17 protein-coding genes are annotated in these 22,313 nt (G+C 55.3%); 4 read left to right on the forward strand and 13 right to left on the reverse strand.

Going from position 1 to position 22,313, the window contains the following annotated elements; all coding sequences use genetic code 11:
* Positions 1–560: 560 nt before the first annotated feature.
* On the reverse strand, positions 561–1,640 hold the full coding sequence (locus NE851_RS07355) for an IS630 family transposase (protein WP_254956844.1): 1,080 nt from the start codon (positions 1,638–1,640) through the stop codon (positions 561–563).
* Between the two features lie 405 nt (positions 1,641–2,045).
* Between NE851_RS07355 and NE851_RS07360 the strand changes: the two genes are divergently transcribed.
* Complete coding sequence (locus NE851_RS07360) at positions 2,046–3,371, forward strand: CapA family protein (protein WP_254956846.1); 1,326 nt, start codon at positions 2,046–2,048, stop codon at positions 3,369–3,371.
* A gap of 222 nt (positions 3,372–3,593) precedes the next feature.
* Here NE851_RS07360 and NE851_RS07365 read toward each other — a convergent pair whose 3' ends face one another.
* The 5 genes from NE851_RS07365 to NE851_RS07385 all read right to left on the reverse strand — a co-directional run bounded on the left by NE851_RS07365 (position 3,594) and on the right by NE851_RS07385 (position 8,947).
* A complete protein-coding gene (locus NE851_RS07365; RefSeq protein WP_254956848.1) occupies positions 3,594–4,676 on the reverse strand; it encodes a hypothetical protein in 1,083 nt (360 codons plus the stop codon).
* Positions 4,677–4,709: 33 nt separating this feature from the next.
* Positions 4,710–6,056, reverse strand: a complete 1,347-nt coding sequence (locus NE851_RS07370) for a glycerophosphodiester phosphodiesterase family protein (protein ID WP_245458260.1) — start codon at positions 6,054–6,056, stop codon at positions 4,710–4,712.
* Between the two features lie 129 nt (positions 6,057–6,185).
* The gene (locus NE851_RS07375; protein ID WP_254956857.1) at positions 6,186–6,713 is read right to left on the reverse strand and encodes a GNAT family N-acetyltransferase; all 528 of its coding nucleotides are present in this window, start codon (positions 6,711–6,713) and stop codon (positions 6,186–6,188) included.
* A 145-nt stretch (positions 6,714–6,858) separates the two neighbouring features.
* The gene (locus NE851_RS07380) at positions 6,859–7,530 is read right to left on the reverse strand and encodes an HAD family hydrolase (RefSeq protein WP_128408570.1); all 672 of its coding nucleotides are present in this window, start codon (positions 7,528–7,530) and stop codon (positions 6,859–6,861) included.
* A 130-nt stretch (positions 7,531–7,660) separates the two neighbouring features.
* Positions 7,661–8,947 (reverse strand): DegT/DnrJ/EryC1/StrS family aminotransferase, encoded by a 1,287-nt coding sequence (locus tag NE851_RS07385; protein WP_166481259.1) that lies wholly within the window; start codon positions 8,945–8,947, stop codon positions 7,661–7,663.
* 404 nt (positions 8,948–9,351) lie between these two features.
* On the opposite strand from NE851_RS07385, the gene NE851_RS07390 reads away from it, so the two are divergent.
* Complete coding sequence (locus NE851_RS07390) at positions 9,352–10,626, forward strand: ROK family protein (RefSeq protein ID WP_166481260.1); 1,275 nt, start codon at positions 9,352–9,354, stop codon at positions 10,624–10,626.
* A 59-nt stretch (positions 10,627–10,685) separates the two neighbouring features.
* On the opposite strand, the gene NE851_RS07395 is transcribed toward NE851_RS07390, so the two are convergent.
* From NE851_RS07395 to NE851_RS07420, 6 genes are all read right to left on the reverse strand, one after another.
* A complete protein-coding gene (locus NE851_RS07395) occupies positions 10,686–12,593 on the reverse strand; it encodes a methyl-accepting chemotaxis protein (protein WP_254956862.1) in 1,908 nt (635 codons plus the stop codon).
* Between the two features lie 179 nt (positions 12,594–12,772).
* Positions 12,773–13,939 (reverse strand): ABC transporter ATP-binding protein, encoded by a 1,167-nt coding sequence (locus NE851_RS07400; protein WP_254956864.1) that lies wholly within the window; start codon positions 13,937–13,939, stop codon positions 12,773–12,775.
* A 79-nt stretch (positions 13,940–14,018) separates the two neighbouring features.
* Positions 14,019–15,044: a Gfo/Idh/MocA family protein gene (locus NE851_RS07405; protein ID WP_254956866.1), complete on the reverse strand. Its 1,026-nt coding sequence runs from the start codon at positions 15,042–15,044 to the stop codon at positions 14,019–14,021.
* 28 nt (positions 15,045–15,072) lie between these two features.
* Positions 15,073–15,906 (reverse strand): carbohydrate ABC transporter permease, encoded by an 834-nt coding sequence (locus NE851_RS07410; RefSeq protein ID WP_064682883.1) that lies wholly within the window; start codon positions 15,904–15,906, stop codon positions 15,073–15,075.
* A gap of 1 nt (position 15,907) precedes the next feature.
* Positions 15,908–16,837 (reverse strand): carbohydrate ABC transporter permease, encoded by a 930-nt coding sequence (locus NE851_RS07415; RefSeq protein WP_128408575.1) that lies wholly within the window; start codon positions 16,835–16,837, stop codon positions 15,908–15,910.
* A gap of 70 nt (positions 16,838–16,907) precedes the next feature.
* Positions 16,908–18,362, reverse strand: coding sequence for an ABC transporter substrate-binding protein (locus NE851_RS07420; protein ID WP_130784896.1), 1,455 nt, complete (start codon positions 18,360–18,362; stop codon positions 16,908–16,910).
* A gap of 281 nt (positions 18,363–18,643) precedes the next feature.
* On the opposite strand from NE851_RS07420, the gene NE851_RS07425 reads away from it, so the two are divergent.
* On the forward strand, positions 18,644–19,903 hold the full coding sequence (locus NE851_RS07425) for an ROK family transcriptional regulator (protein WP_065276662.1): 1,260 nt from the start codon (positions 18,644–18,646) through the stop codon (positions 19,901–19,903).
* Positions 19,904–19,995: 92 nt separating this feature from the next.
* Here the strand turns inward: NE851_RS07425 and NE851_RS07430 are convergent, their stop codons facing one another.
* On the reverse strand, positions 19,996–21,153 hold the full coding sequence (locus tag NE851_RS07430) for an ROK family transcriptional regulator (protein ID WP_254956875.1): 1,158 nt from the start codon (positions 21,151–21,153) through the stop codon (positions 19,996–19,998).
* 147 nt (positions 21,154–21,300) lie between these two features.
* Between NE851_RS07430 and NE851_RS07435 the strand changes: the two genes are divergently transcribed.
* Positions 21,301–22,305: an extracellular solute-binding protein gene (locus NE851_RS07435; protein ID WP_254956877.1), complete on the forward strand. Its 1,005-nt coding sequence runs from the start codon at positions 21,301–21,303 to the stop codon at positions 22,303–22,305.
* Positions 22,306–22,313: the final 8 nt, after the last annotated feature.

A 22,313-nucleotide genomic window follows, 5' to 3' on the forward strand; every position in this document is an offset into this window, starting at 1 on the left:
ACCTCTTTTTGGGAAAGTTAGTTCGAGTTTTGACCCACGTGAATGTCACTAGCATGAGTAGACTTCCTTCAAGGGCGCTGGGTATCCTCGGCATAACGTTTCTCTATCGTATCGCCGCGGCAATGGCGCCCCTTGCGATCCTCCTCACGCTCTCCGAGAGACCTTCGATGGCATCTGCATCAATTGCGCTAACGGGCTGGACCTTAATGGGCGCTTTTAGCCAACCACTATGGATTTGGGTCGCGACGAAAACAGGACTTCGATCGGTAATGTTAGGGCTGGGGTTAGTGACCTTTTCCTGTCACGTGGCCATTGGAGTTGTGAATGGCGCAACGCCTGCCGTTGCCGCGTCTGTTTTGGCTGGTGCTACGGTCCCGCCTATCACCGCCCCAACGCGGGCCCTTCTTGCGCGGATGCTTGACGGGAGCCGCATGGCAGCTGCTTTCGACTTGGAGGCAGCATTAGGCAGTTCAGCTGTCGTGGTCGGTCCCTTAGTCATTGCCATAGCAAGCCTTGCTGGCAGGTTGGGGCCACTAGTCTGTTGTGCAGGACTGTTCGCCCTAGTGGATTGATTCCAACGTTTGGTGCCCACGTTTGACGGCTGCGTTGATCTCATCGGGGTCTGCTTTCCAGATGAATGGCTTTGGTTCGTGGTTGTGTTCTTTGACGAAGCGGTTGATGGCCGCCTGCAGGTCAACGACGGAGTGGAAAACGCCGTGCTTCAGCCGCCGGCGTGTCAGTTTTGCGAAGAAGCCTTCGACAGCATTGAGCCATGAGCACGATATCGGGACGAAGTGGAAGGTCCATCGTGGATGCCTTGCCAGCCAGGCGCGGACCTTCGGCTGTTTATGCGTCGCGTAATTGTCGAGAATGACGTGGACCGCCTTATCTTTCGGCAGCTCCGCCTCAATGGCGTTGAGGAACCGAATAAACTCCTGATGCCGGTGGCGCTGCATGTTTCGGCCGATGACCGATCCGTCGAGAACATTGAGGGCGGCAAACAGGGTGGTCGTGCCGTGGCGTTTGTAATCGTGGGTCATTGTGCCGGCGCGCCCCTTCTTGAGCGGCAAGCCTGGTTGGGTCCGGTCGAGCGCCTGGATCTGGCTTTTCTCATCGACGGACAAGACAATGGCGTGGGCCGGTGGCGAGACGTAGAGACCGACGACATCGTGAAGCTTCTCGGCAAAAGCCTTGTCGTTGGAGAGTTTGAAACTGCGCCACCGATGCGGCGCCAGCCCATGCTCGTGCCAGATCTTGACGACGGAAGAGGCCGCGATCCCAACGGCATTTGCCATGGCACGCACGGTCCAGTGCGTTGCCTCCTGTCGAGGCGGTTCCAGCGTCAGCGCAACGACCTGTTCCACCACGTCGCTCTCCAGAGGCGCCATGCCCGGAGGCCTGCTCTTGTCGCGCAACAGGCCATCGACCCCCTCGGACATGAAACGCTCCTGCCAGCGCCAGACGCAAGGTTTGGACTTTCCCGTCGCCTGCATGATGGCGACCGTTCCCAGGCCGTTGCCGCTCATCAAGATGATCTTGGCCCGCCAGACATGCTTCTGCGGAGACGTTGGGGCAGCAATGATGGCTTCAAGCCGAGAACGGTCGGCGGCGGTGACGTCAAATGTGATCCCTGTGCGCATCCCCAACCGTCGCACAATCCCAAACGGTTGGGAATCTCAGAACGGAATCTTTCGTCGCGATCAATCCACTAGCCGCCAATTCTCTTCCCCTATTACTGCTTTTGGCATGCGCGCTTGCCACATTATCCGTTGCACTCATTTTTGCCTGCTTACAGGCGGTGCCGGCCTCAGGCGACCCGTAAATAAACCAGGGACAAACCGCTATTCCGACTCGGTTAGCCGAAGGGATTCCCGAAAATCGGAAAAAATAGAGGCTTTTGCTGATAAATATTTAGACACCTTTGTAGCGGTGTGGTTGTTGCATTCAAGCGCCGTCGGCGCGAGGCCCAATCGCCGACTCCTATTGAGCTGTCAGACTTATAGAAGAGCCAGCTCGTTAGACCGCGATATGATTGGAGACTAAAGATGAGTTTGACAGCCCCGAAGCTTCCTGAAACCCCCTACAAATTTTATAGGCCGGACGCTCGCTTGATAGAACTTGCCGCACGCGGGGCGTTGCTTGTCGATTATTGGGATGCGCCGCTTGAAGGCGCTGCTACCGATGGCGCTGAATTTGGTTTTCGTGACGAGGTTTACTGGTTTTATAAGAGCGCGCGACCGATCACCAAACCAGAGGCCGGTGCACGTGACCTCTTAAAGCGCCGTGACAATAATGCCTTGACGCTGTCTCCCAACTTCAAGGTCGAGTGCTCCCTTTCAATGGGAGTTGCGGGCGATCTGATTCAAGCCGAGGGCCTTGAACGATCGAAAGATGTGCTCTTCTCGAATGTAGCCGACGTTCTGTTCCAAAAAGATCTCTCGTTTGCAAATTACGAGTCCGTCGTTGCACAAGATGATAAAGTCAAGAAAGTCCTGGGTGACGGACGCTCATTCACGATGTGCTGTTCAGCGGAACAGTATTCGACGTTGACTCAGCATAACGGCAAACATTTCACCGTTCTCAACACCGCAAACAATCACACCTTCGACCTCGATCTCGCGGGTTTGGAAACGACGCAGAAGCTGCTCGAGCAATACGACATCATGAATGTTGGTACGCCGCGAGACGTCGACGAATATGGCCGTGGAAGCATTCTGACGAGTAAGGGTATCAAAATTGGATTCGTTTCTGCAACTTTCGGCATCCGAAGGTTCAAGCTGCCGGCTCATGAGACGCATCGCATTCACGTCGCCAAACTCTGCTCGAAATATGTTGCACCCGAACTAGAGCTATTGAAACGTCAGATTGCGCACTGCAAAGCGCAAGGCTGCGATTTCATCGTCGGCTCGCTCCACTGGGGTTGGGAGTTTGAGTTTTTCCCTCGGAAAAGTCAGATAGATGCTGCGCATGAACTGGTCGAGGCTGGAGTAGATCTCCTCTTAGGTCATCACCCACATGTAATCCAACCTGTCGAGTTTTACCCTACCAAACGCGATCCAAAGAGAATTGCCGTGATTGCCTATTCTCTTGGCAGTACGACATTTGGATGGTTCACGGCGCCGCACATGATGTTGAGCTTGATGCTGGACATCAAGCTGTCGAAAGGCTGTCTCGATGGGGCGCAGCAAACCTATATTTCGGCAGTATACCCTGTCCCGGTATTCAGGCATCATTACATGCAAGCCGGAAAGCTACTTATGCGTATAGAGAAACTTTCCGATCATGTGGCTTCCACTGGAGATATACCCTCCTCGATACAGAGGATGCACGAATATGCGAAGCTGGTTCTGGGCGACGCTTACGCGCGATAGGCTGTTACCGAACCTGCAACGCGCACGCTGGCCTGTTAGCGATCGGATAAGAACTGGTCCCGGCCGCTACCGGGGGGCACGTCACCGGCATACTCGTTCCAGTGTCTGAAACCACAATCCTCACCTTTGTAATTGAAGCACGCACCGACCGTCGGCGAGAAACGCGGAAAGGAAAACCGACCACTAATCGTCGTCTGAACAAACGAGGGTCGTCCAACGTGCCTAGTTTTGGCGTTCGACATTGGTGCTGATCCCATCTCGAGCCACCGAATTAACATTCGACGGAGGATTACCAGGACTACCCGTACCACAGGGAGTCCTGATTTCCCTGGAAAGGTACTGACCGCTGTTGCATGGCAGCATGTTGACACCGAGAAAATCGCTCGACTTCAGAGAATTCTGATACGCTATAACTTCTTTCATGGACAACGGGGTCGAAAAGACCGTCGCCCCCTCAAAGCCCGGCAGTGCCTCTATTGGCTCGATCATCGGCGAGCTCTGCCCGGGCACTGCGGCCGCGCCAATAACCCATGGGCCAACCGAGTCGAAAGTGACGGATTTCGGGCGGCCGGTTGGCGTACCAGAGCTGTAGGCAGAATGCGGGAACCCGCTGTCGAGCACTGCCTCATCCCATCGGTAAGCTGTAAGCACCAAAAGATAGGAATATGGCGCGAAACGGTCGATGCGAAGTTTGCCGTCTGGAGTGAAGGTGTAGTAAATCCACTCTGTGCCGGAGAATGCGCCTGTTGGCCCCACGACGTTCATATCCCACGGCTTTTGCCACCACGCAGTATCCGCCTTTCCACTTTGAAGCAGGCTTTTTGCAAAAGACCACTTTTGACCATTGGCGTTAGGCGTGGCGCCTAACGCGAACGATAGGTGGGCGCCGCTGGAAGTGGAACTGAGTAGCGACAGCGCGCTACCGCCATTAGGAACGGTATTGTCTCGGGTCTTTTCTACCAAAAGGACTGTGAATCCTCTGTCGGGTCGGATCGATGCGGGTTGACTCGTCTCGACTGACCCATTCGGTGGAAAGTTGAAAGAAGTCTTATTGGTATAGAAGTCAAATGCCTGCCTCGTATTTTCAGGCACTGGATAATCCACTCCTGCAGCCGAGTCGTGTATGTACACCTTTGGATATTGCCCGAAAATCGGCACGACTTTCGGTGTGAGAGTCTGAGATACTTTGCCGGATGCGCTTGTAAGACAACTGGCTTCATCGATGCATGATGCCGATTGGCCCGCGCCAGCAGCAAGACAACCCACCGCAGAAAACAGTAGGAAGATTCTTTTGCCATAATTCATTAAACAATCCTTTGTGGACGCGTTGGTCTTGCCTTAACGGCTGAGTTTGGTCGTGTTGCGGCGCCCCATCTGGCGCAGCATGTCGCCGATTACGTCGGGCAAATCGGTGGTGATAAGATTCGTACGATTGACGATCGCCATCTCCGGATCACCTCGATAATCGGGTACAATACCTCGTTGCGCGGTCGACTTAGGATCGGTGTTATGCTCGAAGCAGCATTTGCCAGCGCTGTTGGCAACGCCCTCCGGATAGTAGTTACTTTCATGATAGGTGGCGAAGCCCTGCTTCTGGTCGGTATAGTCGAAATAGTCCTGAAGGCCGTCACCTTTGTAGAATTGGTTCATCTCAAATTGAACGGAAAACGGCGCCACATTCCATTGATCGTAGATTGGATCCTCGTGCGGATCATAGCCGGAATCCTTCACGTTCGGGTCATCCGGGTTCTCGACAATAATTAACCCACCAATGAGGCCGGGGTCGTAGGTCGTTCGATTTAGGACCGTGCCGACATCCACCGCATCCTTCGCTTTGAGTTTGAATACGACGGCTTTGCTGAGTTGCGCATTTGCCTTGGTTGCAAGAATGTCAAGGCAATGTTGCATGAGCTCGATGGGATCGGTCGGGTCCTGATCATCGACCGCCGCCTTTACATCCACGATCATCACGTAGCCACGACCACCGTCGGAAACATACTGGGAGAGTAGATCGAGCGCGGCAGAGAACGTCAGGAACTTAGCCTTGCGCCCGTGCGAATCCGTAAAAACGCGACCATGCCGGTCCCTTAGATCCGCCTTTGCTAATTGAGAGAAGTTTTGATTATATAGAAGACCGCTTCCAGTTGACTCACGCTCAATCCTGTAATCGTGAGATAGAACCACTTCCTTATCGGCAGTGAAGCGGACGTCGACTTCCACGCTCTCGATTTGCGAATTCCACGCGTCTTGCAAGGCGTAGGCTGAATTCTCTGGATAGATCTCCCAGGATCCGCGGTGCGCAGATAAGATGACCAGGTCATCGTCGGGTTCCGGCAGCTTAAACATGTTTTTCGTAATCGCACTTACAAGATATGGCGAAGGCTCTACCGGCAGCAGAGCCGCTGCTTCGGCACTGGATGAAACACCGAAAGCAAAAAAAGAAGTCAATATGAGCGATGCTCGCAAATACCACCGGCTGCAGAGGTGGCCAAAACGCCAGGTGCTAGAATGAAGAGTCGCTGATGCTGCTACGTTGTTGCTGACTTGCATAAAGATTGAAAACCTTTCGACGAGAATGTTGGATAGCTGGCACGTTGTCCGTCTTTTTCCTGCGGCCTTGTGCAACAGCACAAGCGTCTCAGAAGTGGTTAAGCTGTTGGAAACGGAAGCACGGATGAATGCCATCGCAGCGACAAGAAACTGTTAGCCAGCGCCTAGGTTGCTGCTTGCTTTATGGTTGCTTTATGGTTGCGACAGCAACATCAAGATGGTCCATAAAGTCGGATCACATCAATGGGTCGCGATATCGCGCCCTCAATGCTGTGGCGTAGGGAGTTTTCCGGCAAGTGAAGTCTCCGGCAGAACCTTCGTCATCAAATCTGCTGGGCCAAACGATGTTTGAACGTAGTCAATTGCCCGCCAGCCACTCTTTTCGTAAAGGACGCGCGCGTCCTCTGTTACCAAGTAAAGGCTTTTGCAACCGAGACGCAATGCCTCCTGCTCCAGCCGCTCGATCAACAACGCGGCTATTCCTTTATTGCGGTGGAATGGATGGACATACAGCGACTTAAACCACGGGGATAGATTGGGCTTTCCGTCGAAGTCACGATCAGCTAACGTGATCATTCCTACTGGCACGGCGTTTTCAATGGCAACAAGTGTTAGCGGCATTGAACTGCTCGTCGCTGCTTCAAACTCACGTTGCGTTTGTTCATATGAGTCATACGATTGACAACCCCATTGTCCGAAGGCCCAGCTTGTGCAAACGGAGAGGAAATTCGGAAATTCTTCTAGGTAATCGATCGTTACCGGAGTTTCAGCTGCCATTGGTTTCGCGGTCATAGTGTCTCCATGTCTATAGCGGTCCGAGCAAACAAGCGCGGATAGGTCAATGAGGAAGACCGTGCACTATCATGATGCTATCGCACCGACGTTGACCTGGACAGTGACGCCAGGACTCAAGTGGTCGCCATCGCGCAATTGCTGATCACAAACCCGCCAGGATCTGTGGCAGTGTAGCCATGTCATTAAATAGTTCTATAGCACCTGCCTCTGCCAGTTTACCTCCATGCCCAGGCAGGCAATGGGAGCCACCCACGAAGCCAATCACCGTCATTCCGGCAGCCACCGCCGCCTGAGTACCAGCAACGCTATCTTCAATAACGAGACAACTGTTGGCCGGTGTCTTCATATTCTGTGCTGCAAACAGAAAGAGATCTGGAGCCGGCTTACCACGCGCAACTTGCGAAGCGCTGAAGACATGGGGCCAAAAAAAATTGTGTAGGTCAGTGACTATAAGTGCCAAGCAAAGCTTTGTAGTGTCACTGTTCGAGGCCACGCACTTCTTTAAATTGAGAGCTTGCAAGGTTTGCCGAACGCCGCTGGTCGCGCGCAGATCACGCGCATAACGATTTGCAATTTCGGCCATCACGCTTTCATGGTGATCCTCTGGTAGGCGGAAGCCTCGCTCGGATTCTATGACTGAATAACTCTGCTGGTCGGTCATTCCCACGAAGCGATCATTGTACTCTTCAGCGGATATGATATAGCCGCACTTCGCCAACGCTTCGATATGCACTGCGGTTGCGATAAGCTCGCTGTCGACGAGAACCCCGTCGCAGTCGAAGATCAATAATTCCGGTTTTTTTAAGAAAGACATACAAGGAGCCTCGTCGTAGAAATGGCTTCGGGTTTGTCCCAGCGCAGCATTGGATTTCTCCCAGAAGGGAGTGCTTAAAGCTGTGAGGTAGACCATTGCGGCACTGGGGAATTGTCGCGACGCTTGGTGCTTAACCGGAAATTGCTCCAGCGGCGATCTCCGGCCCCTGCTTATGAAGAGCACTCCAAACCTTGTGAAAAGCATCTGCGTAAAGGTGCATCAACTCGCTACCGTTGGGCGGCGCGATCTCGGAGACGTAGAACATCGTATCCAATATTCTCACGGTGTTTGGAAAATCAGCGGCGTTCCAGTTGTTGCGAATTTCCGGCAGATATTCAAAAACGGGCTTCGTAAGCCAAACACAGATAGGCACACCTTCGGCCTGCAGCGATTTGACCACGAAATCCCTCGCAGCCGGACCTGGCGCAAAGCCAAGCGCCTCAGGTTCAATCCGCAAAGGAAAATTGAGCATTGAATGGTCGCAGTCTGACGGGTCGAAAAGCGGAAGTATACCCGCTAGGTCGCTGATCATTTCCCATAACAGATTGCTGTTGTCTCTTCGGATTTCGAGTTGCGCATCCATCTCTGTGACCCGCAGCTTCGCAATAGATGAAGAGAATACGTTGGGTCGGTAATTATACCCTTGAGAAAGAGGTGAAAATATTCGCGCTCCGCTCCGAGACGAACTTGACAGCGATACGCGATCAACATGTGCAATTAGGTCGGCGTCTTCCGTTATGACAAATCCCAGCTCGCCAGCCCCAAGGTGTTTAGCGCCGTTTCCGGAAAGAGCGAGTGCGTCTGCATCAAGATGAGAGCCGCCGACGATTGCTTTCGCGGCTGCGATCGACTGGCAGATGTCGTCGATCACTGCAATTCCTTGAGCGCGCGCAGCATGCCTTCCATCGGGGACGAGAACATTGTTCCCGAAAAGGTGGGTGATCAGAACCGCAGCGACGTCGGGGTTGAACCTTTCAGCGGCCGCCCGCTGATCAATCCCGGCTACGCTCATGTCGACGTCGACGAAGACCGGTTGGAGGCCGTTGATTGTAATTGGCCCTACCGCTCCCGGCCAATTCAGTGCCGCGGTAACAACTTGCTCTCCGCGCTCCTTGACGTAGTCGAGTTCGATGTGGATGGCCGCCGTTCCGCTGCCAACAGCGCGCACTTGCCACTTCCCAGTCCACCTCGCAAGATTTTGCTCCAAATCGCTGACAATTGGATGATTGACGCGGTGATATTTTCCACTATCCACAACTCCGCGAAGCGCATCCAAGTGCTTCTTCTCTGCCGCGGGCCAGGGTGTGACCCGTCCCCGAGGGATCACAGGTTTTCCACCGAAAATGGCGAGCCTCTCGACTGCGAAAGAACCTTGCGCGTTGCGCGTTTTGCGCTCTGGTGCACCAAATCCGTTCATTGCATTGTCCAATCATCGTTCATTGAAATGCTGATCAGCCCCCACAATCGCTAGCACCGTTTTCGGAGATGCAAAAGTTAAAAGTGGGTATAAAATCAAGTATATACGAAGATATATTTGGATGGCATAATATAGACAAGTACATACCGGATTCAAAACATGGTTGCGTAGAATGATTGGCTCAACCGTTAGAGCCGCTCCGCTTCGGCTCGTTACTTCGATATTTCAATTGTTTTTTAACGATTGCTCGGACATCTGAGGTCATTGAAGAAAGCCTTGTGAGGGATCCTTCATGGTTTTCCAGGGTCATAGGACGCGTTTAAAGGAACCCCAGATGGCTCTAACGCATAATCCGAGTGCTCACTGTTGCGGCTCGGTTGGATTCATAAACAGGATCGGATGAAATGGACTCGTTGATAAGAAGACTTCAAGCTTTCCGGCTTGGAGAGAATGAGAGCAGCCCTGAAGATAGCCATAAAAGCGAAAGCGGTAAGGGCATTACGTTGGCTCAAAAGCTAATCTCGACGGGAACTTTAGGGGCCGCAAATCGAGGACGATTGCTACAAGCCTTGTACGACATAGGAGCATCTAGCAGGGCGGATCTGGCCCGCGTTACCGGTGTGACTCGAGGAACTATCGGTGGGATTGTGCAGCCTTTACTCGATCAGGGGGTGCTCGCGGAAGGAGAGGTCATCCCCCCCAATGAAACAGGCGGCAAGCCGGCTACCAAATTGTGGTTTTCCAAGGACGCAAGGCCAATTTGCGCGGTGCTCCTGCTGCACGACCGAGTGAGTGCGTGTTTGGTCTCTTTGGAGGGGGAGGTCTATGCTCAAAGTGCCGTCTATTTCCCGAAGAACGTAGCAAATGCGGCCGACGCATTCCGTGTTATAAGCACCTGTATCGAAAAAGCCGTCGCATTTGGAAAACCGATCTTGGGGATCGGTGTAGCCGTCGCAGGAATGATCAATACGGAGACTGGCACGATCGTGACCGTCGGGCTTGCGCCTTTCCTCGATGGATTTCCGCTCGAAACCGAATTGAACAGGCGTTTCGGAGTCACAGTCTGCGTCGATCAGGATACGAGGGCGTTACTCGTTGGGGATCGCTGGTTTGGACAAGGCCGCGGTCGGAGAAACTTCGCCTCGGTCTATATCGGAGAGACTTTGGGCGGAGCGCTTTACCTTGATGGACATCTCTATCGCGGACCCGCAGGTGCAGGTGGTGAAATCGGTCATACGACCGTAGACATCAAAGGTCGGATGTGCCAGTGCGGCAGACGCGGGTGCTGGGAAACGATCGCCAGCTCGAAGTGGTTAAGGACCGAAGCTAAGGTCAGGCGGTTGCCACGACCTCTCTCCCTGGATGTGAGCCGATTGTTGACGCTGGCCGACAAGGACGTGCCGGGCGCGAGAGATCTCATTCGCGACTACGCGTTCAATATCGCGGTTGGCCTGGCGAACCTCCAGCAGTTTATGGCGCCGAATTTCATTGTTATTCACGGGGACATCGTACGGGGGGGAGGCCCCATTCTTCGTCTGATTCAGGAAAGCTTCCACGATCTGGTATTCCATCGCCCAGGTGATGATATCGCCCTTGTCTTCGGAGATGGCGAATGCCTGGCTGCTCTACGCGGTGCCGCCAGTCTGCTTCTATCTGAATTGCTGAATTTCGTCATCTAACGGCCTCCGCATGCGATCCTCGGCTATGTATTGAGCGGCGCCAAAATGGAGCTGTCGAGCTATCTCGATGTTCCGACTGGGTGCGCACCCTTTCCCAGTATATGTCGCGGTGGCGAAGACATTGACGCTGTCCCGGCGTTGGTCTGATCGGTTCGCTGCTCAGAGATCCCACTGCCGATGTCAAACTGAAACCGGGCGACGATCGACCGCAGCCGCTTTGCCTCTGCGGCAAGTGCAGTACTTGCAGCCGTGGACTCCTCCGCCAAGGCAGCATTTTGCTGCGTAACTTGATCCAGTTGATTGATGGTCCGATTGATCTCGGAAAGAGTTGCCGACTGCTCATTGGAAGCAACCGTGACTGCATCAAGCTGGGTGTTGATCAACACGATTTGTTCCTCGATTATCTTGAGCGTCTCACCGGTATCGCAAACCAGCGTGACGCCACTGCTGACCTCGTCAACGGAATTGAGGATCAGATCCTTTATCTCCTTTGCTGCGTGCGCTGAGCGTTGAGCAAGCTCGCGCACCTCCTGCGCAACGACTGCAAAGCCCTTTCCGGCCTCGCCGGACCGTGCCGCTTCAACGCCTGCATTGAGGGCCAGGAGATTGGTCTGAAACGCGATTTCGTCGATCACGCCGACAATAGCCGATATCTGCGAGGAAGAATGTTCGATGCGCTGCATTGCTGCGACAGCGCTGGAAACGACTTTCCCGGAATGACGGGCGGATTTGTTCGCCTCGACCGCAACGTGTCGGGCTTCCGCCGTGCGCGTGCTAGAGCTGGCGATATTCTGGGTGATCTGATCCAGGGAGGCGGCAGTTTCCTCCAGAGAAGCGGCCTGATGCTCAGTCCGCCGGGACAGGTCCTGCGCGCTCAAAGCGATCTCCTGCGCGCCCTCATTTATCGATCCGGTAGTGTGCGACACGGCTCTCAGGCTTTCAGCGAGTTGAACAACAGCGGCATTGAAGTTTGCGCGCAATGGTTCGAAATCCTCAGCGAAACTGACGTCGAGCCTGAACACGAGGTTGCCGCCCGCAAGCTGCTTCAGACCCTCAGCCAGCCCGGCCGTGGCCTCGGCCATATCACGTGCCCGCTGGCGCTCGGTGTCGGCTATGCGGGTACGTTCGATCTCGCTTGCCCCACGACTGGCCTCTACATCCTTTTCGAGATCGCGTGTCCGCAACTCGTTGTCCTTAAAGATTTGCACTGCGCGGGCCATGGATCCGATCTCGTCACGGCGGATCGTTCCCTCAACAGACAACGTCAGATCGCCCTCGGCAATGACCTTCATCGTCGAAACCATCTGCTTGATAGGTTTGACCAACCAGGAGCGAATTGTGATGAAACCAAAGCATGAGACGGCGAGCAGTGCGGCAATAGCTGCTCCTAAACTCACTACTGACGTGTCACCGACAATGCGTAAAACATCAGCACGCTTTTGCTCCGCGTCTGAAGCGAGTTCTTCCGTCACGGACGTAAACCTCGGTGAAATGGCAGCGAAGGCGGGTTGACATAAAGTCAGATAGAGTTGCTGTACCATGGCAAGCTCGGCTTCACTGGTCGCGCCGCGGGCCACAGCGATCGCTGCACCACACGTGTCGGTCAGGACAGAGAATCCATCCGCCTTCAACTTCGGCAGTTCGCCCTGCTCGGGAACTGCCTGGACAGCCAGATCCATGAACCTGACGAAGTTCTCTCGCGCGTCATTCAAACCTGCTTCTGCCCGCGCCCTCGCTTCTTTCGACCGCGTCATCACCATGTCGCTGATGCTGGCACGCGCCGTTTCGAGACTTCTGTTTGACTGTGTCAATCGAAGCGCTGCAGATGCATCCCGGTCGAGAAGCCCTTGGTAACTATCGTTTACCGCAAGCATCTGGCGGCTCTGATAGAATGTCAGTCCCAGCGCCGTGACACCAAAAATGGCCATGATGACAAAGAACTTCCCGACAATGGAAACATGTTTCACAAGCCACTCCTCTAAGCTCTGTCACGGTGCATGAATGTTCAGGTTCTGCATTTCAAAATTCGGAATCCGAAGAATAAAATGGCTGCCGCCGACCTCGTATTCGACGACAGCCAAGTTGCCTGGGAGGGCAGGAGAAAAGACTTGAATTCCTAGTGAGGCGATAATTTGCGGATGTTCTGTCAGTCTCGGATCGCAGTTCCGGTTACCGGATCGAACCAGTGCAATTTTTCCAGATCGACAGTGAGCGGCAAATGTTGGTTGGGACGCGGTGTGAGCGCCGGTGGGATCCGCGCGACAAGTCGGTTCTTACCTTTATTTGTAAAGTCTTCGGTATCTTCGGCATCGTTTACGTTGACCGGCGGTGACGCGATGTCGAAAAAGACGAAGGTGTCGGCTCCCAGCGCTTCGGCAACCGGGACCTGCTCGTTGAAGAGGGCTTCAGACGCGGGGCAAACCAGAAACATCTCCGGGCGAATTCCAACGATGACCTGCCGGCCTATATATTCCGAAAGTGCCGGCTTGGCGGCGACGGAGAAGGATATCGGCGTTCCAGTTACCGCAGCTTTGAGTGCCCCGGCTTCCGCAGTCAGCTCGACGCGCACAAAATTCATCGCGGGCGATCCGATGAAGCCCGCGACAAAGAGGTTGGCGGGCTTGTCGTAGAGCATTTGCGGGGTGTCGACCTGCTGAAGATTGCTCTCCTCTCCATTGAATACTGGCTTCAGCACAGCGACACGATCGCCCATGGTCATGGCTTCGACCTGGTCGTGGGTTACGTAGAGCGTCGTTACACCGAGCCGCTGGTTGAGCAGCTTCAGTTCGCCGCGCATCTGTACGCGGAGCTTGGCATCAAGGTTTGAAAGCGGCTCGTCCATCAGGAAGGCCATGGGATGGCGAACGATCGCCCGACCCATTGCCACACGTTGCCGCTGGCCACCCGACAACGCCCCTGGTTTGCGTTCGAGATAGCGGGTAAGGTCGAGCATTTCCGCCGCGTCACGCACCAGCTTATCGATCTTGTCCTTGGGCATTTTGCGCTGCTGCAGACCGAAGGCCATATTGTCGTAGACAGTCATATGGGGGTAAAGCGCGTAGTTCTGAAAAACCATCGCGATATCCCGGTCCTGGGGCTCAGTCTCGGTGACATTAGCGTCATCCATGAGCAATCGGCCGCTGTTGAGCGTTTCAAGACCCGCTGCTATCCGTAATAATGTCGACTTGCCACAACCGGACGGGCCGACCAACACGACGAATTCTCCGTTGGCGACCGAAAAACTTACATTCGCAACGGCAACGGTTCCGTCCGGAAAGGTCTTGCCGATCCCGTCGAAGGTCATGGACGCCATTTTTATTTACTCCCCGTATTTTCAAGCGAGGCAAGCCGCACTGTTCGTGCGGACATGCCCCGCGCTTTTGGTTCCGGCTCTAGCCGATGTTCACAGCCTTGCCGGTCGCGACGGATTCCTCGATGGCTGCGAGGGTCTTGGTGTTCGCCAGGCCGTCCTGTGCATCTGCCAGTAGCGGAGCGTCGCGCACGACGCTATCGACAAAGCGAGCGATGGATTCCAGGACAAAGCCGCCGATGCGCGTCGCGCCGGTTGGTGTTATGCCGATATAGTCATTGTATTTTAGTCCGCCGTCGACGATCTTTCGCAGGCCGCCATTGTGGGTGGGGTCCGCCTGGACCTGCCCCTTTTCACCGACAAACTCGATCTTGAAATCGACGAGCGAAGGATTGTCACGCGACAGGATCCAGCTGTTCTCCATGGTCACCACCGTGCCCTTGGAAAATTCAAGCACCGAGACATGGAAATCCTTTGTATCCACACCGCCGGCCGACAGGGTCCCCGAGCGGGCGACGGAATAAACCCGTACGACCTCGTCCGCCAGGATGAAGCGCAGGACATCCACCAGATGACTGCCCAGGAACCAGAGTGCAGAAGACTTCGCGGCCCAGCTCAGCATTTCGAACGGAACGAATGTCGTATTCGAGAGACGCGCAGTGCCATGCTTTGCCAAGCCGATCTGACCGTCTTGAATCATGTCACGAACCTGGGCGAGAATTGGATTCACACGATTATGGAAATCAATCATCAGCTTGCCCTTGGACTTTGCGGCGGCCGCAGCAATTTCCTCGGCTTCGCGCACTGTCGTCGCAAGCGGTTTTTCGCTCAATACGTGTTTGTCGGCTTTCAGAGCGGCCAGAATGATCGGCGTGTGGGTAAAGTCAGGTGTCGCAACCGAGATGGCATCGATCTGATCGCTTGAGATCAGCTTCTGATAGTCGGTAAAGGCCTGCGTTGCGCGGTAGGTTTCCTTCATCTTCAGCGCCCTGCCCTCATCGAGGTCGCAGACGCCGACCAGCTCGGTCTCCGGCAAGACATTAAAGGTGTGGGCGTGATTGCCGCCCCAAAGACCGGCGCCAATGACGCCCATTCGCAGTCTGCTCATTTCATTACTCCATTCATAAAGGGAAAGCTCAGCCCTTCACCGAACCAAAGGTGAGGCCTCGTACGACGTATCGATCGAAAACAAGGAAGATGATCATCGGCGGTATCATCGCGAGCACCGCAGCGGCGGCGATGTAGTTCCACGTCACACCGCTTGTCGCGAAATATCCAAGTGTTCCGATCGGGAGGGTGGCGGTGGAGCGAGAACTCAGCACCAGCGGGAAAGCCGCGTTGTTCCACGCGAACACGAAGGCAAACATCGAGGTTACGATGATGCCGGGACGAACGATCGGTAGCGTGATCCGCAACATAATCGTGTACCATCGAGCGCCGTCGACCCGGGCAGCCTCCTCCAGTTCCACCGGCACCTCGTCGATGAAACTCTTCATCAACCAGACGGAAAACGGGATCGTCAGCGTCTGCAGAACGAGGACCATCGAGAAGTAGGAACCCTGGAGACCGATGCGCGTGATGAGGATGAAATAAGGGATCAGGAACGCGACTGGCGGGGCCATCAGCAAGCCGAGGTACCACAACATGATGTTTTTCTTGCCGCGCAGCTTGAAGCGGGACAACGCGTAGGCAGCAGGAACGGAAAAGGGCAGATTGAGTAACACGGCGCCGATTGCGACGATCAGGCTGTTGACCAGTTGCGGTGCGTTGGTGCCGGGATCGACGAGGATGTGCCGGAATGCGTCGAGATTAGGCTCGAAGGTAATTTGCGGCGGCATGGTGAAGGCCGTTTCGGCCGGGCGAACGGCAAGAGCGATAAACCACAGGATCGGCCCAACGAAGATTGCCAGGAAGAGGAGGCCGGCGGCGTAGGTGAGTGCCGTGTTGAAGCTTGTGCGACGACGGGACATTTTACCACTCCTCGTTTCTGAACGCGAAGAAGACGTAGAGGGCAACGATGACATTGACGATCAGCACTGTGATCCAGGTCATTGCGCTGACAAGGCCAATGTTGAAGTTGACGAGGCCCTGCTCGTAGAGCGAGTATCCAAGGGTGCGCGTGGAAGTACCCGGTCCGCCGCGAGTGAGCACAAGCACCGTGTCGAAGGTGTTGAAGATCTGCATGAAGCGAAGCATGACGATGATGATCGCGGTGCGCTTGATCAGCGGCAGCTTGATACGCATCAGGATTGTCCAGGCGGAAGCCCGATCCAGTCGCGCGGCCTCCAAGATTTCGTCAGGAACGGCTAAGAGGCTTGCGTAGAGGACGATTGCAAAGAACGGCGTCCATTGCCAGATGTCGACGAAGAGGATTGCCGCAAGTGCGGTTGAAGGCGAGCCAAGAATTCCCTCTGCCGGCACCGGTAGCCAAAGCGACTGCAACACCCAGCTCAACAGTCCACCGCCTGGATCATAGAGATAGCGGAACAAAAATCCGACGACGATAGGGGCAATCGTGGTGGGGAGGATCAGCAGGGCACGCACGACGTTCATGCCAGGCAGTACCTTGAGCAGGATGAGGGCGATCGCCAGGCCAAACGTGAACTCAAGTGTCGTGCCTAGGATCGACAGGATCAAGGTGTTGGTCAGTGCGGCGCGAAAGTCAAAGGCGTTAAAGGCCTGCACATAATTCTCGAAGCCAACGAACTGAAGCGGCTCCGGGCCGATTTGCAGGTTCCAGAAGTAGAAGCTCGATCGTAGGGCAAACAGTAAGGGGTAGGCGATCAGAGCGAGCAGCATCACGACCGAAGGCGCGATCAGCAAGTATGGCAGGTTTCGTCGGATAAAGCTCTTCCGGGCGGGCCTGAAGGCTCGCGGTGAGCGAACAGTTGTCGTGTGCATTGGCAGATCCAGTTCTTCTTCAAGTAGCTGCCGGCGCGATCGCTGTCGCGCCGGCCCGAGGAGAACTCTATTACCTCTTGGCGATCAGGGCTTTGGCCCCGTCAAGAGTGTCTGCGTAGCTGGCTTTTTGATAAGGGATCATGAGATTACCCTTCAGGATGCTCTCGAACAGGCTGTTGGCACGTTCAAGGCCGGTCTTCGGCTCTTCGCTACCGGTCAAAAGCTGGTTCAATGTGAGGCCCAGCACGCTTTCAATGGCCGTGTAACCAGGTACAGGCGGGCGTGTGACCTTGCCGTTGCCCTGCTTCATCATCGCATACTGCACATCGAGGTACGGATAGAGCGCTTTGACTTCCTCGTCTTCGTAGAGTGAAACGCGCGCAAAGTCGGAGAATTGGTAGTTAAGGTCCGGCCAAAGAGCCATTTTCTTCTGCGTGGTTTTCGAGGTCGCCCATTTGATGAAGGCGTAGCCTGCTTCTTGCCTTTCGGAACTGGATGGGATGCCAAGGCTCCATCCGCCGAGACTGACCGTCTGAGGCACGCCCTCAGCCTTTGGCAAGGCCGCCGTCGCGTACTTGTCCATCACGTCCGACTTCTTGCCGGTCATGTAGCCCGAGTTTTTGATCAGGTAGAAGTACGGCGTCCACCAGTAGAACATCCCGATGTCACCTTTTGCAAAACGGGTGCCGGCGTCGAACCAGACATAGTTGATCGCTTCAGGCGGAGACAGCTTGTAGAGCTGCCTATAGACTTCAACAGATTTGACCCAGGCGGGGCTTGTCAGCTGCGGAGAGAAATCCCACGGGTCGGCAGGGAATGATTTGAACCAGTTCGCACCGTGGCTTGCCGACACCTGCGTAAACATGTGGACGATCGGCGACGGTTGAGAGCCGCAGACCACCGTGGGAAACAACGGTTTGCCGCCAAATGACTTGCCTTCCATCGACTTCAGTGTGTCGACATATTTCGTCCAGGTCCAGTCTTCCGAGGTCTTGGTCGGCGGCGCTGCGATGCCGAGTTCGTCAAACACGTCCTTGCGGTACATGACGCCCTGTGCATAAGCGGCGATCGGCAATGTGCCGATCTGGCCGCGCCACATATTCGAGGAGTAAAGGACCTCCGGGATGAAATCGGAGAGATCGAATTCACTGTCCTTGGCAATAAAATCGTTCAGCGAGATGATCCATCCATTGTCGATGTACTGCCCGAGCCACATCTGATCGACAACAATGACGTCGGCGTCTGAGGTTTTGGCGACAAAGGCAGACACGAGGCGCGATTGAAGGGCGTCATAGGAGAGACTCTCCAGTTCGACCTTGATGCCGGTTTCTTTCTCGTATTCCGGCACCAGCGCCTTCATCGAGAAAAAGAATGGGTCTTCAACGGACAGGACGCGAACCGTGTTCGCATCCTGCGCGGCCCCGCGCCGTGGAATGGCCAGTGATCCCGCGCCAGCCACAAGAGCTGCGACGGAAGCGCTTTTCAGCAGGTCACGTCGCGACATATTTCCGATATCGATTGTCATAAACAGCCTCCTCAGTTGCTTCGTATCCCAACCTCGGCCCCTTCAGCGGAGCCACCGGGCTTCCGCTTGTCGATCTGAGATTGCTACCCCTAATTTGCTTTTTGTAAGCAGTTAGTTTGTACCTCGCACAAACTTATGTTAGTGTCAACAAGTTGTCGCCAAAATTTTCGCCGAACCGCCCTTGTCATCGACATCCTGCTTGCATCACCGGAAGGGACCTTTGCTGTATGGCCGTTCGATAATGTACGGGCTAAAAGGATCCGGTAGATTGGAGAAGAGAAGTGAAGTTTGAGAGCCAGCCGTCCTATTCGTTGGGCCAGCGCACCCCTGCCACCAGAGAAGTCGCCGCCGGCGAGAACAGCGGCAACGTGACGCTTGTCTCCCAATCGGCACTCGGCGCCATAAACCGCGGTCGCGTACTTCAAGCTTTGTATGATAACGGACCCAAAAGCCGGGCGGATCTCGCTCGACTCGCGGGCGTCAACCGGACTACGATCACCGGTATTGTGCAGCCGATGATTGAAGACCAGCTTCTTATCGAGGGAGATGCGTCGCCTTCCGACGTCAAAGGCGGCAAGCCGGCTCGTCCGCTTTATTTTAACCCCGATGCACCGATGCTTGGCGCAGTGCTCCTTCTGCCCGGCACGATACAATCATGCCTCGTGGCCTTAACCGGCGAGATCAAGGCCGTCACGAAAGCTGAGTTTGATCCGCATGGCGACACAGAAGCATTCATCGCTGTCATGACCAAGACGCTTACTGCCACACTGTCTCAGGCCCAGCAGGCGCCGTTTGGCATTGGCGTGGCTTCTGCTGGAATGATCGACAGTGACAAAGGAACAATTCTTACCGTCAACCTTGCTCCCGTTCTAACGGGACTACCTCTTGTAGCGCTACTACAAGAACGCTTCTCTCTTCCCGTTGTTATCGATCATCACCCTCGTGCCTTGCTTGTTGGGGACAGATGGTTCGGGCCCGGCCGCGGCCAACAAAATTTTGCCGCGGTCTATACCGGCGAGGTGCTCGGCGGCGCCTTCTTCATCGACGGCAAGGTCTATCGTGGACTCGCCGGATCCGGCGGTGAGCTCGGGCACAGCGTGGTTCAGATCGACGGTGCCCTTTGTAATTGTGGAAAGCACGGTTGCTGGGAGACGGTAGCTGCCCTTCCGTGGCTACGAAAAGAAGCCGTCCGAATGGGCTTGCCACATCCCAGAAGCGTCACCTGTGCCAGACTGGTCAAGGAAACAGACGAAGGCTCGAATGCGGCAGAGGAACTTCTCGACCGTTATACACGCAACGTGGCGTTCGGCATCGTCAACCTGCAGCAAACACTGTCCCTCAACTCCTACGTCCTTCACGGAGACGTCGCCGGAGGCGGAATGAAGGCTGCGGAGCTGATCAGACGGCATGTCGAGCAGCTAGTGGTAAAGAGACCTGGTCAGGAGATATCAATCACAGTGAATGGTATCGGCGAAGGCCATACGGCTCTGCGTGGCGCCGCGGGTCTGGTTTTATCCAGCCACCTAAAGCTAGTCATTTGAGGTTTTACAGGGAACCGACCTGTAAGGAGGAGGTTAGCGTCTGGGTCTGCCCGGTAGACTCCCGAAGACACTCAGGCGCGCCGTCGAATTATCTAGGGTCGGGATTTGGGCTTGCGACCGTTAAGGTAGGGACTGCCATCGTCTGCGACGGCGGCTGAAAAGAGAGAGGCAAAGAACGGAATGCAGGCGGCCCCGATCGCGCCGGCGCGAGGGCCAAGTCGGGAGGCCTCGACTGCAGCAACCTCCAAGCCGCGCGACGGACCAAGGATTGGCTGACTGGAAATTGCACCCACCAGCTTGTCTGTCACGAGTTCTGGCAGCCGTCCCCCAAGGATAATCAGCGCGGGGTCGAACATCGCCGTTGCAACACGTACTGTCTCGCTGAGCTGCTTTCCGGCGCGTTCTACCCAGGCTCCTAAAGCCACTTCGGCGCTGTCTGGCAACCGCTCGAGATCGACGAAGTCGTGGATGGCGAAGCCGGCACCGTTGAGGGTGGCAAAAAGGTCTTGGCCGGATGGGCGCGGCTGGTCGTACGGGTAGAGAACTCCGGGCAGGCAGGCGTTTCCATTGACACCGCGGTACGGTCGTCCGTCGATAACCGCCCCTCCCCCGACACCGTGTCCAATGTGAATGAAGAACATCGGATCAGGCTGCGGGATGCGTCCGCCGAACACATATTCTCCGAGCGCTGCAGCTGTTCCATCATTCTCGATGTAATAGGGCGCTTCGAAAGTCGCTTTAAAAGCTTGGTCCGCCTCACCATCATCGAAAGCCGGGAAGAAGCTATGGGCCTTGAGGATGTTCGACATCGTGCCGAAATTGCCGGGCACCGAGCAGCCGACCCCGAGAAGGCGATCCTTAGGCATACCAAGGTCGGCCAGCATCACCGCGATAGCCGCCTGCGCCGCGCCTGCCACCGACAAAGCCGTGCTGGTCTCGATGTCGACTGATAGGGAGGTAAGAATCTTTCCCGCTAGATCAACGATTGCTACCTCCATTCGGGAGACCGAGAATGTTATTCCCGCGGAAAGATACCGGTCAGCCCGCAGGCTCAGCAAGCGCCGAGGCTGGCCTTGGGCGCCGGTCCGCTCGACCACCTCGATCAGAAGTCCGATCTCAATTAAGCGACCTATCAGCCGAGTGACAGAAGCTCCTGTCATGCCGGACCGTTCGGCCAGGTCGACGCGCGCAATCTTCTTGCCCACGAAAATCAGTTCGACCAGTCGTCGTTCGTTCCGTGAAAGGTCCATTGGTTCCAAGAGTGCCTCAAATGGTTAGCAGCCAAAGAGCTATTGCAATATATATTAAATTACGCAATGTAATTAAACTGTCATAAAGCTTCATTAAGAACGCGCCAAGTCGGAGATGACCGGCCAATCTGAAACGAGAGGAACACCATGCATCAGATCAAACGCTTATTGACCCTGGCAGCCGTGCTGATCGCGGTGACCTCTCCGGCCTTGGCCAATAGTCTTGTCGTGTATTCGCCTCAGGGAGAAGAGAACGTTCAGTGGATAGTCGACCAGGCTAAAGCCGCCGGTTACGATGTGCAGGTTCTGCGCGCACCCGGAGGAGAACTTTTTGATCGGCTGGTCGCCGAGAAGAACAACCCCCAGGCCGATGTCGTACTCGGCATGGTCGACACGTCTATGACTCTGCTCAAAAAGAACGGCCTGTTCCAGCCATACACACCAGCCTGGGCGGCGGACCTCCCTGCGCAATACAAGGACAAAGAAGGCATTGTCTACAAATTCTGGAGCACACCGGTCGTCATAGCCTATGATTCCGAAAAGCTTGCCGCTGAGCGGGCGCCGAAAAGTTGGCTGGACCTGACAAGGGGCGAATACAAAGGCAAATACGTCATCGGCAACACCGCCTGGCAGACGACAAGGGTCTATCTGGCCGGTATCTTGGCCCGGTTCCTCGACGACAAGGGCGAAGTCACTCAGGCTGGATGGGATTTTCTTGGCGCATTCTATGCGAACGCGATCGTTGTCGATGACGCCGATGCGCGCAAGGAAGCCTTCAAATCGGGCGGTGCGGTCATCAATCTGAACTGGTTCGGCGGCGTCATCAAGGACGCCAGGGAACTCGGCATGCAAGTCAAGGTCATTGACCCGGAAGGTGGCACGCCCGTCATCTCCGAAGGCGTGGCGATCATGGCCGGAACCGATCAGTTGGAGCAGGCAAAGGCATTCGTAGACTGGTTCGGCTCTGCCGATGTCATGGCCGGCTACGCCAAAAAGTTCGGTCAGGTTCCGGTGCTGCCGGCGGCGCTGGCTAAATCACCGCCAGAGGTGCAGGCGAATGCGGAACTAGTCAAGGCTCAGCCTATCGACTGGGATGCCGTCGCGCCCAAACTGGACGGCTGGTTGCAGAAGATCGAGCTTGAAATCCGGTGAGCATGTAG

It is taken from the genome of Rhizobium anhuiense bv. trifolii (assembly GCF_024346605.1).
Classification (GTDB): Bacteria; Pseudomonadota; Alphaproteobacteria; order Rhizobiales; family Rhizobiaceae; genus Rhizobium; species Rhizobium anhuiense.

What these genes read in the sequence shown, in the direction of transcription:
- NE851_RS07355 (WP_254956844.1), bottom strand. Translation starts at nt 1,640, where the DNA reads ATGCGCACAGGGATCACATTTGACGTCACCGCCGCCGACCGTTCTCGG.
- NE851_RS07360 (WP_254956846.1), top strand. Translation starts at nt 2,046, where the DNA reads ATGAGTTTGACAGCCCCGAAGCTTCCTGAAACCCCCTACAAATTTTAT.
- NE851_RS07365 (WP_254956848.1), bottom strand. Translation starts at nt 4,676, where the DNA reads ATGAATTATGGCAAAAGAATCTTCCTACTGTTTTCTGCGGTGGGTTGT.
- NE851_RS07370 (WP_245458260.1), bottom strand. Translation starts at nt 6,056, where the DNA reads ATGGCATTCATCCGTGCTTCCGTTTCCAACAGCTTAACCACTTCTGAG.
- NE851_RS07375 (WP_254956857.1), bottom strand. Translation starts at nt 6,713, where the DNA reads ATGACCGCGAAACCAATGGCAGCTGAAACTCCGGTAACGATCGATTAC.
- NE851_RS07380 (WP_128408570.1), bottom strand. Translation starts at nt 7,530, where the DNA reads ATGTCTTTCTTAAAAAAACCGGAATTATTGATCTTCGACTGCGACGGG.
- NE851_RS07385 (WP_166481259.1), bottom strand. Translation starts at nt 8,947, where the DNA reads ATGAACGGATTTGGTGCACCAGAGCGCAAAACGCGCAACGCGCAAGGT.
- NE851_RS07390 (WP_166481260.1), top strand. Translation starts at nt 9,352, where the DNA reads ATGGACTCGTTGATAAGAAGACTTCAAGCTTTCCGGCTTGGAGAGAAT.
- NE851_RS07400 (WP_254956864.1), bottom strand. Translation starts at nt 13,939, where the DNA reads ATGGCGTCCATGACCTTCGACGGGATCGGCAAGACCTTTCCGGACGGA.
- NE851_RS07405 (WP_254956866.1), bottom strand. Translation starts at nt 15,044, where the DNA reads ATGAGCAGACTGCGAATGGGCGTCATTGGCGCCGGTCTTTGGGGCGGC.
- NE851_RS07410 (WP_064682883.1), bottom strand. Translation starts at nt 15,906, where the DNA reads ATGTCCCGTCGTCGCACAAGCTTCAACACGGCACTCACCTACGCCGCC.
- NE851_RS07415 (WP_128408575.1), bottom strand. Translation starts at nt 16,837, where the DNA reads ATGCACACGACAACTGTTCGCTCACCGCGAGCCTTCAGGCCCGCCCGG.
- NE851_RS07420 (WP_130784896.1), bottom strand. Translation starts at nt 18,362, where the DNA reads ATGACAATCGATATCGGAAATATGTCGCGACGTGACCTGCTGAAAAGC.
- NE851_RS07430 (WP_254956875.1), bottom strand. Translation starts at nt 21,153, where the DNA reads ATGGACCTTTCACGGAACGAACGACGACTGGTCGAACTGATTTTCGTG.
- NE851_RS07435 (WP_254956877.1), top strand. Translation starts at nt 21,301, where the DNA reads ATGCATCAGATCAAACGCTTATTGACCCTGGCAGCCGTGCTGATCGCG.